The sequence below is a fragment of the Pseudomonas azerbaijanorientalis genome (assembly GCF_019139795.1).
GTDB classification, from domain to species: domain Bacteria; phylum Pseudomonadota; class Gammaproteobacteria; order Pseudomonadales; family Pseudomonadaceae; genus Aquipseudomonas; species Aquipseudomonas laurylsulfatiphila.
The window spans coordinates 1942501-1956130 of the sequence record NZ_CP077078.1; the positions used below are offsets into that span (position 1 = coordinate 1942501).

The window sequence follows — 13630 nt, forward strand, 5'->3', positions numbered from 1 at the left end:
CCATACACCGAAGCTACGGGTATCACCTTCGGGTGATGCGGTAGAGGAGCGTTCTGTAAGCCTGTGAAGGTGAGTTGAGAAGCTTGCTGGAGGTATCAGAAGTGCGAATGCTGACATGAGTAACGACAATGGGTGTGAAAAACACCCACGCCGAAAGACCAAGGTTTCCTGCGCAACGTTAATCGACGCAGGGTTAGTCGGTCCCTAAGGCGAGGCTGAAAAGCGTAGTCGATGGAAAACAGGTTAATATTCCTGTACTTCTGGTTATTGCGATGGAGGGACGGAGAAGGCTAGGCCAGCTTGGCGTTGGTTGTCCAAGTTTAAGGTGGTAGGCTGAGATCTTAGGTAAATCCGGGATCTTAAGGCCGAGAGCTGATGACGAGTTACCCTTTGGGTGACGAAGTGGTTGATGCCATGCTTCCAAGAAAAGCTTCTAAGCTTCAGATAACCAGGAACCGTACCCCAAACCGACACAGGTGGTTGGGTAGAGAATACCAAGGCGCTTGAGAGAACTCGGGTGAAGGAACTAGGCAAAATGGCACCGTAACTTCGGGAGAAGGTGCGCCGGTGAGGGTGAAGGACTTGCTCCGTAAGCCCACGCCGGTCGAAGATACCAGGCCGCTGCGACTGTTTATTAAAAACACAGCACTCTGCAAACACGAAAGTGGACGTATAGGGTGTGACGCCTGCCCGGTGCCGGAAGGTTAATTGATGGGGTTAGCTAACGCGAAGCTCTTGATCGAAGCCCCGGTAAACGGCGGCCGTAACTATAACGGTCCTAAGGTAGCGAAATTCCTTGTCGGGTAAGTTCCGACCTGCACGAATGGCGTAACGATGGCGGCGCTGTCTCCACCCGAGACTCAGTGAAATTGAAATCGCTGTGAAGATGCAGTGTATCCGCGGCTAGACGGAAAGACCCCGTGAACCTTTACTATAGCTTTGCACTGGACTTTGAATTTGCTTGTGTAGGATAGGTGGGAGGCTTTGAAGCGTGGACGCCAGTTCGCGTGGAGCCATCCTTGAAATACCACCCTGGCAACTTTGAGGTTCTAACTCAGGTCCGTTATCCGGATCGAGGACAGTGTATGGTGGGTAGTTTGACTGGGGCGGTCTCCTCCTAAAGAGTAACGGAGGAGTACGAAGGTGCGCTCAGACCGGTCGGAAATCGGTCGTAGAGTATAAAGGCAAAAGCGCGCTTGACTGCGAGACAGACACGTCGAGCAGGTACGAAAGTAGGTCTTAGTGATCCGGTGGTTCTGTATGGAAGGGCCATCGCTCAACGGATAAAAGGTACTCCGGGGATAACAGGCTGATACCGCCCAAGAGTTCATATCGACGGCGGTGTTTGGCACCTCGATGTCGGCTCATCACATCCTGGGGCTGAAGCCGGTCCCAAGGGTATGGCTGTTCGCCATTTAAAGTGGTACGCGAGCTGGGTTTAGAACGTCGTGAGACAGTTCGGTCCCTATCTGCCGTGGACGTTTGAGATTTGAGAGGGGCTGCTCCTAGTACGAGAGGACCGGAGTGGACGAACCTCTGGTGTTCCGGTTGTCACGCCAGTGGCATTGCCGGGTAGCTATGTTCGGAAAAGATAACCGCTGAAAGCATCTAAGCGGGAAACTTGCCTCAAGATGAGATCTCACTGGGACCTTGAGTCCCCTGAAGGGCCGTCGAAGACTACGACGTTGATAGGTTGGGTGTGTAAGCGCTGTGAGGCGTTGAGCTAACCAATACTAATTGCCCGTGAGGCTTGACCATATAACACCCAAGCAATTTGCGTCGGCTCTCTAATCCAGAGCAACCAGATTGCGGTGTGTGAAGACGAAACGAACCGAAAGTTCGAAAGACTCACAAAACACCGAAGCTATCACATACCCAATTTGCTGAAGCGAGGCCAACCGGTCACGACTCAGTACCCGAATTTCTTGACGACCATAGAGCGTTGGAACCACCTGATCCCATCCCGAACTCAGAAGTGAAACGATGCATCGCCGATGGTAGTGTGGGGTTTCCCCATGTGAGAGTAGGTCATCGTCAAGATTAAATTCCGAAACCCCTATCTGCGTATGCAGGTAGGGGTTTTGTTTTTGCGCGCGAAAAAACACGAGCGTTCCATTCAAAGTCAATTGTAAAAAAAATCACACAAACCGGACCCCCCGGTTTTGCTAAGGTGCAGCTCATTTTTAATGGACTGAGTCTGCGACCACGGATCGGCATTCTTTTCAAAGAGCTGCTGCACAAGTGCCTGAACCGATACCGATCAAGGACCACGAAAAAGAAACACGCCTGGTCAACAAGAGACTCATGGCCTGCGCATTGTTTGTTGCCGCCATAACCTGTGCTCTGGTGGTACGCCTGTATGTCCTGCAGGTCGTCGAGTTCGACTATCACTCGACCATCTCCGAAAACAATCGCGTACATGTCCTGCCGATTACGCCTACCCGCGGATTGATCTATGACCGCAACGGCGTACTCCTTGCGGACAACCGCCCCAGCTTCAACCTGACCATCACCCGCGAACGTGCTTCCAATGCCAACGAAGAGCTGGACGAAGTCGTCAATCTCCTGCACTTGTCCACTGAAGACCGGTCGCAATTCGACAAGGTGATGAGGCAGGCACGTCACCCCTTCGTACCGGTGACGCTGTTCTATGAACTGAGCGAAGAACAGATCGCTGTACTCGCCGTCAACGAGTTCCGTTTGCCGGGCATCGATGTGGAGCCGCAGTTCGTTCGGCACTATCCGTTGGGCGCGCACTTCGCGCATTCGGTCGGCTACGTCGGACGCATCAACGAGAAAGAGTCAAGGGCCCTGGATACGGTCGAGTACCGAGGCACCCAATCCATTGGCAAGACCGGGATCGAAAAATTCTACGAGTCGCAACTGCACGGCCATGTGGGTTATGAGGAAGTCGAAACCAATGCCCAGGGCCGCGTGCTGCGAGTGCTCAAGCACACGGATCCGGTGCCGGGTGAAAACATTGTCCTGAGTCTCGACGTCAAGCTGCAGGAAGCAGCCGAACAAGCTCTGGGTGATCGTCGCGGCTCGGTGGTTGCGCTCGATCCGTCGACCGGTGAAGTGCTGGCCATGGTCAGCAACCCGAGTTTCGATCCTAATCTGTTCGTCACCGGCATCAGTTCCAGGGAGTACTCTGCGCTACGCGACTCCGTCGACCGGCCGCTGTTCAACCGTGTGCTGCGCGGCCTGTACGCGCCGGGTTCGACCATCAAGCCGGAAGTGGCAATCGCCGGCCTCGACACGGGAGTCGTCACGCCACAGACCCGTGTGTTCGATCCCGGTTATTACCAGCTGCCGGATTTCGATCACAAGTACCGCAACTGGAACCACAGTGGCGATGGCTGGGTGGATATGGATGCAGCGATCATGCGTTCCAACGACACCTATTTCTATGACCTCGCACACAAGCTGGGGATCGATCGCCTGCACGACTACATGGCAATGTTCGGACTGGGTGAGAAAGTCTCCCTGGACATGAACGAAGAGTCCCCCGGCCTGATGCCATCCCAGGCATGGAAGCGCGCCACGCGTCGACAGGCCTGGTTTCCTGGCGAGACGGTGATTCTCGGAATCGGCCAGGGCTATATGCAGGTCACGCCGCTGCAATTGGCCCAGGCCACGGCGCTGATTGCCAACAAAGGCGTGTGGAATCGCCCGCACCTGGCCAAAACCGTGGACGGTGTCGCGCCGGTGGATGAGCATCCGATGCCGGACATCCTGCTCAAGGATCCACGCGACTGGGAGCAGGTCAACCATGGAATGCAGATGGTGATGCACGATGCCCGCGGGATTGCCCGGGCCGCAGCCGCGGGCGCGCAGTACCGTATTGCTGGCAAGAGTGGTACCGCGCAAGTGGTGGCGATCAAGCAGGGCGAACGCTACAACCGTGAGAAAACCCGTGAGCGTAACCGCGACAATGCCTTGTTCGTCGGTTTCGCCCCGGCCGAGCATCCGAAGATCGTGATTTCGGTGATGATCGAAAACGGTGAGGCGGGTGGCCGCGTCGCCGGACCGGTCGTACGGCAGATCATGGACGCCTGGCTACTCGATCAGGACGGGCACCTGAAGCCGCAGTATGCGGCACCGGGCAAGGCGCCGGGCGATCCTCACGTCTGAACCGTCAGGGCTCATCTTCTGTTCGCGGTTCCACAGCAAATGAATCTCGACATCGGCAATTTGCCAATTACTTCATCGGCCGGTTGTTCCAGCACGCTGCTGACCTGGGACATTTGCCCTTAGATTTCCCCGGCCGCAGCCAAGGCAAGTCGGATCCCGCAAAAAAGCCTCATGCGTAGGCGAGGTTTTTTTCTTCCAGCAGTTCCTCATACAACGCCGCCCATTTGCGACCCATTTCGTCCGCCGTAAACAGATTCTGATAGCGGGCCTGCGCCTTCTCGCCCATTTGTGCCGCCAGCACCGGGTTTTCCCAAAGCGTGCGCATCGCCTCACGAAACGCCAGTGGATCACTTGGCGGCACCACCAGCCCGGTTTCGTTATGGATGTTGATGTAACTGGTGCCCGTGCCAATCTCACTGGAGATCATCGGTTTGCCATACATCGCGCCTTCCAGCAGTGAAATGCCGAATGCTTCGGAGCGCAGGTGCGACGGGAACACCACCGCATAACTCAACTCGAGCAAGGCAACCTTGTCTTCATCACCGAGGAAGCCGAGAAAGTGCAGGTTCTGCAGGCCCAGTGCCCTGGCCTGGGCATGCAACTCCTCTTCCAGCGGGCCGGCGCCGACGATCACCACGGGGTAGTTCAGCCCCTGCATCGCTTCGAGCAGGATGTGCAGCCCCTTGTAGTAGCGCATGACACCGACGAACAGGAAGAACTTGTCCCCCAGTTTCTGGCGCCAGCGCTCTGTACGTGCCGCGTCGTGCTTCGGATAACCCGATTTGTCCAGGCCATAGGTGATGACCCGGGTCTTGTCCCGATAGTCCTTGAGCACGTCGCTGGTGTGAAAGTAGTTGGGGGACGCCACGGCGATTCGATCCGCACTGTCCAGGAACCGGCGCATCAACGGACGGTACAGTTTGAGCAGATGACGCTGGCGAATGATGTCGGAGTGATAACTCACCACGCTGGGCTTTTTGGTGGCGCTGACAAAATGTACCAGGTCCATGAAGGGCCAGGGGAAGTGGTAGTTGACCACGTCGGCTTCGGCGGCGAGCTCACGAAACTGCTTGAACACGCTGTAGGAAAAGCCGGTGGAGGCGAGCTGAAAATCCATCCTGGCCTGATGCACCTGGTGCTCGCGGATCTGCAACGCGCCCGGCGCCGGGTTATTGCTCAGGGTCAGTACCGTGCTGTCGACACCATGGCGCACGCCACTTTCGCTCATCTGGAAAATGACTTGTTCGATGCCGCCCATGGAGTCGGGCAAGTAGGTTTTGTAAAAGTGCAGAACGCGCATATCAGTTCTCCATAGCCTGGCGGTAGGCGCGGGCGGTCACCGTCGCGCAACGCTCCCAGGAAAAAAGCTTCGCTCGCTGCAAGCCCGCCTCGCGACAGACCTGCCAGTGTGCCGGGTCGTCGATCAGCCGCTGCATGGCATCGCGCAAGGTGTCCGGGTCGTGCGCCTCGATGTAGTTGCCGGCATCGCCAGCCACCTCCGGCATCGCCGATATTCCCGTCAGAATCACCGGGGTGCCACTGGCCATGGCTTCCAGCACCGGCAGGCCGAACCCCTCGTACAACGACGGGAAGACCAGCGCCCGGGCACCGGCCAGCAACTGCGCCAGATCCTCGTCGGGCAGGTACCCCAGCAGGCACACATGACCTGAGGCGAGGGCCAAACGCAACTCGTCATTGAACTGCTGACGCTGCCAGCCGGCCATACCGGCGATCAGCAAGGGAAACCGCTGGCGCACCGTTTCCGGTAGTCGGGCATGGGCGCGCAGGGCCTGGATCAGGTTCTTGCGCGGCTCCAGGGTGCCGACGCAGAGAAAATACTCCCGCGCCTCGACGCCGTGGGTTTTGAGGACGCGATCGATGGCCTCGGGTTCACGCGGGTGGAATCGCGTGGCCACACCCAGCGGTGCCACCACGAAGCGCTCAGCCGGCAGAGCGAACCAGGCCTGCGCTTCATCGGCGATGTGCTGCGAGTCCGTCAGAATCAGCCGCGCGCGTTGTAAGCCGTCGGCCAGTCGCCGCTCGATTTCGCGCAGACGGGCCGGTGGCTGGGTGTCGGGATAGTGCAGGTGGGTGAGGTCATGCAGCGTGATGATGGTCGGGCCGTTGAACGACAGCGGCCACAGGCTCGGCTCGTGATACAGATCGATGGACTGGGCGGGGCGCTGGTCGAAGCGCTTCTGTTCCAGCCAGCGCCGCGCCTGATAGGCCCCCGGGATCTGTCGCAGCAATGGTGTCAAGCGCGAGTAACCGGGCATCGCCGCCTCGGGCAGGACCGAACTCCAGCCCCAGCCATGGAACAACGACAACTCGACGTCCGGTTCGCGGGCCAGGGCCGTCGCCAGTTCGGCGACGTAGTGGCCGATGCCCGTGCGCGGGGCCTGGAGGATGCGGGCGTTAAGGGCAATTCGCATGCTGATTCTCAGGCACCTTCGCATCGCTGTGCAGGTTGCACTGGATACGGTCGACCAGTTGCGCACTCGCCTCGCGCCAACTCAGCCAGCGCCAGTTTTCCAGGTTGAGGGGCGCGGGAAATGCGCCGCTCGTTTCCATGTCGATGACCATTTCGGCCAGGTTCTGCGGGTCGGTGAGGTCGAAGTACGCCATGTACTCGCCACCGATTTCGCGAAACACCGGGATGTCGCTGGCCATTGCCGGCAGGCCACGCTGCATGGCTTCCACCAGCGGCAACCCGAACCCTTCGACATAGGACGGGAACACCAGCGATGTCGCGTGGGAATAGGCGTGTTCCAGGCTCTTGTCCGAGAGCGTATTGAACATGAACAGGCGCTGGTTCAACTCTGGATGCTGGCGGATACGCTCGATCAGCGCCTCGCACTTCCAGCCGATCTTGCCGACGATGCACAACCGGGCCCTGGATCCGGCCGCCCAGGCTCGCTCGAACGCGTCGAGCAGATACGCATGGTTCTTGCGCGGCTCGATAGTGCTGACCATCAGGAATACAGGGCTCGCCGACTTGAACATCTGCAGCAGCCCCGGGTCGACGGCGGAGCGGGCATCGCTCAGGTCGAGTTCTGAGCCGAGGTGAAAGTAGTCGAACCAGCGTTGCTGGACCTGCGCGGTGCCGATCCTGCGGGTCATCTCCTGGCGCACCTGGTCGCGGATGGTGGTCGAGATCGCCACGTAGCCATCGGCGGTGCGGGCGATCCAGTCGAACCATTCGTTGAACACCTTTACCAGCCCGGCGTCGCAGAATTGCGGGTGGGTCAGGGGAATCAGGTCGTAGATCACCGACACGATGCCGACCCCGTCACGCTTGAGTTGCTCGGCGAGGGGGAAAAAGTTGGCATGCCAGGACGAGTCCAGCAGCACCAACTGGTCGCCAGCGCGATGTTGCAATGGCACGCAGCGCTCGGGAACCGGCTTGCCCTTGAGTACCCGGTCCAGCAGGCGCATCGGCAGGCTCAGGCAGGCGAACGCGGTGAGGCGGCAACCGACATAAAGCACCCGGCGGGCGAACTTCGATTGGCTGAAAGGGCGGCGTCGTTCCAGCGCGCGGTGGCGCAGCCAGAACTGATTGGCGAACTGTTCGAGCTTCACCCGCAGGCTCACCAGATCCACTTTGACGGTCGGCAAGGGCGCCAGGCTTTTCACCTCGAACAACGCGCCATTGAGCATTACCACCGGAATGCATTCACGTTGGGTGTCTGCGGCCGGCAATTGCTGAATTACATTACGAACGACCCGTTGAATGCCCGAGTTGGCATCCGGGTGTTCGAAGACGTAGGTACATTCCACCAACAGTCTGGTCATCGTGTTTCCCCAATGGATTCCACCCGACTCTCACTGGAACGGGTCACGCTGGTCTGCGCTTCGAGCCAGGAGCAGCCCACGAAGTCTTCCTGGCGATTGTTGATCACGTGGAAGACCAGCCCGTAGTCTCGCCATTCGAAATTGCGATCCAGGTGCGAGTCCAGACGCGACAGGCTCAGGGCCACCGAATAGTTGCCCTTGCCCAGGCGCATGTCGAAGGCAAAACGGTAGGTGATGCGTTCGCCGGCACTCAGGTCGGTGAGTGCTTTGTCGACCCGGTGGGTGTTGATGCCATACATGGGCTGGCCGAGGCGATCCTTGATCATGAAGCCGAGAATCAGCCGCTCGATGTCCTGGCGCACCTCGACCTGCACTTCGAGGACCATCGCCTGACCTACTTCTGCCACTTCCACCGAACGGCCCTTGGGGTCAAGCAGGCGGACGCTGAGAATGCCCGCTTCGCCTGTCCCGGAAATGGTTTGCACCTGCCCGTTGGCGAGCATTTCCTGGCGCACCGTCTGGCCCTCGCGCTGGGCGAGCATGGCGTTGTAGTAGTCCATTACTTCTTCGGGCTTGCCGCGCATGGCCATGCGCCCGTTTTCCAGGAGGATGGCGGTGTCGCAGATCGACTGGATCGCGGAGCGGTCATGGGACACGATCAGCAACGTGGTGCCGGCCTTGCGGAAGTTGCGGATGCGATCGAAGCTCTTGTGCTGGAAGTAGGCGTCACCCACGGACAGCGCTTCGTCGACGATCAGGATATCCGGCCGGCGCGCGGTGGCCACGCTGAACGCCAGACGCATCTGCATGCCACTGGAGTAGGTGCGAACCGGATGGTCGATGGCCTCGCCGATTTCGGCGAAGCTCTCGATCTCCGGCATCAGCGCTTCGATTTCTTCCACCTGCATGCCGAGCAACTGGCCGGCCATGAAGGTGTTCTGCCGACCGGTGAAGTCCGGGTGGAAACCCATGCCCAGTTCAAGCAGCGCGGCTACGCGACCTTGCAACTGGATGTCGCCGCAGGAGGGCTGGGTGGTGCCGGTGATCATCTTCAACAGCGTGCTTTTGCCGGCACCGTTGACCCCGACGATGCCCACGGCTTCGCCCGGCTGAATCTCGAAATCGACCCCTTGCAGCACCCAGTGCAGGTGATGCCGGTTGCGGGAAAACGGCACCAGCCATTCGAACAGCCGGCTCCAGCGATTGGGGTACTGCTTATAGGCCTTGCCCAGGCCACTGACACGTATATGTCCCATCAGAGCTCGTCCACCATTTCACCGACACGCTGGCGGAACAGCCGCAGCGCCATCGCGCAGAACAACAGGCCGATCACCAGCAAGGGGACCAGCGAGTTCCAGTTCGGCCATTGGTTGTAGAGAAACAGGTTCTGGTAGCTGTTCATCAGTGCCGTCATCGGGTTCAGTTCGATGAAGCTCTGGATACCCGACGGCAGGATCGACAGCGGATAAACGATCGGCGTCAGCCAGAACCAGAATTGCAGGCAGATGCCAAAAAACTGCCCGACGTCGCGAAAGAACACGTTGAGCACGCCCAGGATCATCCCCAGCCCCGCGGCGAACATCACTTGCAGGATCAGCAACGGCACCAGTGCCAACAATGCCATGCCGGGCAGTCGCCCGCTGATCAGCAGGAAGCCGATGAACAAGCCCAGGATGATCGCGAAATTGATGCCGGCATTGAGCAGCACGATGACCGGCAGGCAGATGCGCGGGAAGCTGATTTTCTTCAGCAGGTTGGCGTTTTCCAGGAACATGCTCTGGCTGCGCGTGGTGATCTCGGCAAACAGGCCCCAGGTCAGCAGGCCGGCGCACAGGTAGACACTGTAGGCGAGCCCGTCATCCACGCCCGGCAAGCGGGCGCGCATGATGGTGGAAAAGATCACCGTGTAGACCAGGATCATCGACAGCGGATTGAGCACGGTCCACAAGGCACCGAACAGCGAGTTGCGATAACGCGCCTGGAACTCCCGCTTGACGCTGCCGAGGATGAAACCCCGGTAACTCCACAGGGATTGGTAAAGATTACGCAGCATTCAAACCGTCCGCCCATATTGGTCTTCGAAGCGGACGATATCGTCCTCTCCCAGGTATTCGCCGCTTTGCACTTCGATGATCACAAGGTCGATCACGCCGGGATTCTCCAGGCGATGCTTGTGACCGGCGGCAATGAAGGTCGATTCGTTCTTGGCCACCAGGTGCGTGCCGGTGCCGTTGTTGGTGACCTTGGCCATGCCTTCGACCACCACCCAGTGCTCATTGCGATGGTGGTGCATCTGCAATGACAACTTGGCGCCGGGCTTGACCACGATACGTTTGATCTTGAAGCGCGGGCCTTCCTCGAGCACGGTGTAGGTGCCCCATGGCCGGCTGACCGTACGGTGCAGGCGGTAGGCCTCGTGCTCTTTGTCCTTGAGTTGCCTGGCCACCCGGCGCACATCCTGGGCGCGGTCGGCGTGGGCCACCAGCACCGCGTCGGCGGTGTCGACGATGATCAGGTCATCCACGCCCACGGTCGCTACCAGACGGTTGTCGCTCTGGACAAAGTTGTTGTGGCTGTCGATGAAAATCGCCTCGCCGACGGCACGGTTGTTCTGTGCATCCGCCGGCACCAGCGCGGCCACCGCACCCCAGGAGCCGATGTCGCTCCAATCGAAACGGGCGGGCACGACGACCACTTTGTCGGAGCGCTCCATCAACGCGTAGTCGATGGAAATGTCCATGATTTCGCCAAACAGCGCCGGTGACAGTTCCTGTTGCACGCTCCCGGCGTTTTCCACCGCAGCGCTGGCGGCCATGCAGGTTTGCGTCTGCTCCAGCAAATCGGGAGCGTGGGTTTGCAGTTCGGCCAGCAGGGTGGCGACCGAGAAGCAGAACATCCCGGAGTTCCACAGGAAGTTGCCGCTTTCCACGTAATGCGTCGCGGTTTGCAGGTCGGGCTTTTCGACGAAACGCCGCACGCTGGCAGCGCCTTTGTCGTCCAGTGACGTGCCGGCTTCAATGTAGCCAAAACCGGTTTCCGGCGCCGTCGGCACCACACCGAAGGTCACCAGGTGACCGCGCCTGGCCAGCGTCACGGCATGTTCGACTGCGTCCTTCAACGCCTCGACATTGACGATCAGATGGTCGGCCGGCATGACCAGCATGATCGCGTCGTCGCCATGCAGGGCCTGGAGGGAGAGGGCGGCGGCGGCAATCGCCGGCGCCGTATTGCGCCCCGTCGGTTCCAGCAGGAAGTGCCCGCGATGACGGCCAAGGTGCGCGTCCCGAAAGTGATCCTTGCTCTGGAAGTAGTACTCGCGGTTGGTCACCGTGACGATATCGCCCCAGCCGTCGAGCAACTCTGCGGCACGCCGATAGGTCTTGCCCAGCAGCGACTGGCCGTCAGGCAAGGCCATGAACGGCTTGGGATGGCCTTCACGCGACACCGGCCACAACCTTGTCCCGGCACCGCCGGAGAGAATCACGGGAATCAGCATGGCCTACTCCTTGGCAACGCGTTTCATGTCCGCATCCATCATCATGCGGATCAAGGCATCCAGATCGGTTTTTGGTTTCCAGCCCAGCACTCGCTGGGCCTTGGCCGGGTTGCCGAGCAGTACTTCGACTTCGGCCGGGCGGAAGAACGCCGGATCGATCTTCACGTAGTCGCGGTAGTTCAGGCCCACATGATCGAAGGCGATCCGGCACATCTCGCGCACGGTGGTGGTCACGCCGGTGGCCACCACGAAGTCGTCGGGTTTGTCCTGTTGCAGCATCAGCCACATGGCTTCGACGTAGTCGCCGGCAAAGCCCCAGTCGCGCTTGGCGTCGATGTTGCCCAGACGCAGTTCCTGCTGTTTGCCCTGTTTGATCCGGGCGGCGGCGTCGGTGACTTTGCGTGTCACGAACTCGATGCCGCGCAGCGGTGATTCATGGTTGAACAGAATCCCGCTGCTGGCGTGCAGGTTGAAGCTTTCGCGGTAGTTCACGGTAATCCAGTGGCCATACAGCTTGGCCACGCCATAAGGGCTGCGCGGATAGAACGGCGTGTTCTCGTCCTGCTGCTCGGCCTGGATCAGGCCGAACATTTCACTGGTGGACGCCTGATAGAAACGCGTGTGCGGACTGAACTGGCGGATCGCTTCGAGCAAGTGCGTAACGCCCAGGCCGTCGACGATGCCGGTGGTCACCGGTTGATCCCACGAGGCCGCGACAAAGCTTTGCGCGGCGAGGTTGTAGACCTCGTCCGGTGCCGATTTGATCACCGCGCGCTGCACTGAACAGGCATCGGCCATGTCGCCATCCAGGTAGACGATGTCTGCCTCGACCCCCATCTCGCGCAGGCGCCAGCGCGAGTCGCTGCTGCGACGCGCAACCAGGCCGTGGACCTTGTAACCCTTGTCGAGCAGCAGTTTGGCCAGATAGGCGCCATCCTGGCCGGTGATACCTGTGATCAATGCACTTTTAGTCATACTTGTCGTACTCGCTTCTCCCAGTCGGACAGGATCGCCCGCAGGGATTGTTGTGTTGTGATTTCAGACTTCCATCCGGTGGTCTGGGCCAGTCTGTCAGGGCTGCCACACACCCGACGCTGATCCGCGCGGCGAAGTCGCGCAGGGTCCTGGACCAGTTGCAGGTCGACCTGGGCAAGATTTGCCAATTGTTCGATCAAACTGCGAATGCTCTGCTCGCGTCCCGAGCAAATGTTGTAGACCTGCCCCGGTGTGCCTTTTTCCAGCAAGGCCAGGTAGGCCGAGACCACGTCCGCGACATCAAGGAAGTCGCGCGTGACGTCGACGTCCCCGACCTCCAGTCGTGGTGCCTGCAGGCCTTGCTTGATCCGGCAGATCTGATGCGCGGCGCCGGCAATGACGAAGCTGTCTTTCTGCCCGCTGCCGATATGGTTGAACGGGCGGGCAACCAGTACGGGCCAGCCTTCGCTCAGGCCCCATTGCAGACTCAGGAACTCTGCCGACAGTTTGCTTACGGCATAGGGATTGCGCGGGCAGGGGGGCTGCAGTTCAGTGATGGGCAGATGCTCTTCGGCGACCTGGCCATAGACATCACCGGAGCTGACGTACAGAAACGTGCCGGTGAAGCCGCGCGCCTTGAGGGCTTGCAGCAGGTTCAGGGTGCCCAGCAGATTGATATTCAGGGTGCCGGCCGGATCACGAAAGGCCTGCGGGACGAACGTCTGGCCGGCCAGGTGAATCACCGCATCGGGCATTTGCGGCCACAAGCCTTCGAGGCTCTGCGGCGCAGCAAGATCGTAGCGGTCGGGAACAGGCAGCAGCTCCCATTCCGAGGTATCAGCCTGCAAACGCGATTGGATGTGTTGTCCTACGAATCCGCTCAGACCCGTGACAAACAGACGTTTTTTCAAACAGCGACCCCTTGGTCATGCATTTCATCCATTTCCCACAGGCTCCATGGAAAAACTTGCGAGCGGCATGATCGCTCGAATGGCGGGTGAAATGTTTGTTGTAGTTGTTTGGTAGCCAATCTGTGCCATTTGCTCGGCAATTTCAACAGGTCCAACCGTGACTGGTCAGTTCTCGTCAGCGTAGCCCGATTTATTCTCGTCGGGCGGTTCACGAACCCTCGATGGATGTGTTTAGAATGCCCCTCGTCACTATTACCCGGGGTTCGGCAGCGTCGCTTCGAAACTGCGAGAAACTGACCACTAAAACAAGAACGTAGACGGG

General features: G+C 59.5%; 9 protein-coding genes and 2 rRNA genes (1 of these 11 cut by a window edge). 3 read left to right on the plus strand and 8 right to left on the minus strand.

From position 1 onward, the window contains the following. The 3 genes from KSS91_RS08555 to mrdA all read left to right on the plus strand — a co-directional run. Positions 1–1758 (plus strand): 23S ribosomal RNA (locus KSS91_RS08555) (it extends 1136 nt beyond the left edge of the window). Positions 1759–1924: 166 nt separating this feature from the next. Continuing rightward, positions 1925–2040 (plus strand): 5S ribosomal RNA (gene rrf / locus KSS91_RS08560). Positions 2041–2241: 201 nt separating this feature from the next. Next, the gene (mrdA, locus tag KSS91_RS08565; protein ID WP_217837609.1) at positions 2242–4134 is read left to right on the plus strand and encodes a penicillin-binding protein 2; all 1893 of its coding nucleotides are present in this window, start codon (positions 2242–2244) and stop codon (positions 4132–4134) included. A gap of 169 nt (positions 4135–4303) precedes the next feature. Here the strand turns inward: mrdA and KSS91_RS08570 are convergent, their stop codons facing one another. Genes KSS91_RS08570 through KSS91_RS08605 form a run of 8 tightly spaced genes read right to left on the minus strand, consistent with a single transcriptional unit; the run spans position 4304 to position 13308 of the window. After that, entirely contained in the window at positions 4304–5434 is a 1131-nt protein-coding gene (locus tag KSS91_RS08570; protein WP_217837610.1) for a glycosyltransferase family 4 protein, read from the minus strand. 1 nt (position 5435) lies between these two features. Beyond that, on the minus strand, positions 5436–6566 hold the full coding sequence (locus KSS91_RS08575; protein ID WP_217837611.1) for a glycosyltransferase family 4 protein: 1131 nt from the start codon (positions 6564–6566) through the stop codon (positions 5436–5438). Next, positions 6550–7926 (minus strand): glycosyltransferase family 4 protein, encoded by a 1377-nt coding sequence (locus tag KSS91_RS08580; RefSeq protein ID WP_217837612.1) that lies wholly within the window; start codon positions 7924–7926, stop codon positions 6550–6552. Before KSS91_RS08580 ends, KSS91_RS08575 begins: the two co-directional genes overlap by 17 nt. Next, complete coding sequence (locus KSS91_RS08585; RefSeq protein WP_217837613.1) at positions 7923–9182, minus strand: ABC transporter ATP-binding protein; 1260 nt, start codon at positions 9180–9182, stop codon at positions 7923–7925. The genes KSS91_RS08580 and KSS91_RS08585 overlap by 4 nt, the downstream gene beginning before the upstream one ends. Then, positions 9182–9979: an ABC transporter permease gene (locus KSS91_RS08590; RefSeq protein WP_217837614.1), complete on the minus strand. Its 798-nt coding sequence runs from the start codon at positions 9977–9979 to the stop codon at positions 9182–9184. Before KSS91_RS08590 ends, KSS91_RS08585 begins: the two co-directional genes overlap by 1 nt. Further along, the gene (locus tag KSS91_RS08595; protein ID WP_217837615.1) at positions 9980–11422 is read right to left on the minus strand and encodes a mannose-1-phosphate guanylyltransferase/mannose-6-phosphate isomerase; all 1443 of its coding nucleotides are present in this window, start codon (positions 11420–11422) and stop codon (positions 9980–9982) included. It lies immediately after the preceding gene. A 3-nt stretch (positions 11423–11425) separates the two neighbouring features. Then, on the minus strand, positions 11426–12397 hold the full coding sequence (gene gmd / locus KSS91_RS08600; protein ID WP_015094126.1) for a GDP-mannose 4,6-dehydratase: 972 nt from the start codon (positions 12395–12397) through the stop codon (positions 11426–11428). Then, the gene (locus tag KSS91_RS08605; protein WP_217837616.1) at positions 12394–13308 is read right to left on the minus strand and encodes a GDP-mannose 4,6-dehydratase; all 915 of its coding nucleotides are present in this window, start codon (positions 13306–13308) and stop codon (positions 12394–12396) included. Before KSS91_RS08605 ends, gmd begins: the two co-directional genes overlap by 4 nt. Positions 13309–13630: the final 322 nt, after the last annotated feature.

Excerpts from the sequence above, each read along its gene's own strand:
- KSS91_RS08570 (WP_217837610.1), bottom strand. The coding sequence starts at position 5,434 with ATGCGCGTTCTGCACTTTTACAAAACCTACTTGCCCGACTCCATGGGC.
- KSS91_RS08575 (WP_217837611.1), bottom strand. The coding sequence starts at position 6,566 with ATGCGAATTGCCCTTAACGCCCGCATCCTCCAGGCCCCGCGCACGGGC.
- KSS91_RS08580 (WP_217837612.1), bottom strand. The coding sequence starts at position 7,926 with ATGACCAGACTGTTGGTGGAATGTACCTACGTCTTCGAACACCCGGAT.
- KSS91_RS08585 (WP_217837613.1), bottom strand. The coding sequence starts at position 9,182 with ATGGGACATATACGTGTCAGTGGCCTGGGCAAGGCCTATAAGCAGTAC.
- KSS91_RS08590 (WP_217837614.1), bottom strand. The coding sequence starts at position 9,979 with ATGCTGCGTAATCTTTACCAATCCCTGTGGAGTTACCGGGGTTTCATC.
- KSS91_RS08595 (WP_217837615.1), bottom strand. The coding sequence starts at position 11,422 with ATGCTGATTCCCGTGATTCTCTCCGGCGGTGCCGGGACAAGGTTGTGG.
- gmd (WP_015094126.1), bottom strand. The coding sequence starts at position 12,397 with ATGACTAAAAGTGCATTGATCACAGGTATCACCGGCCAGGATGGCGCC.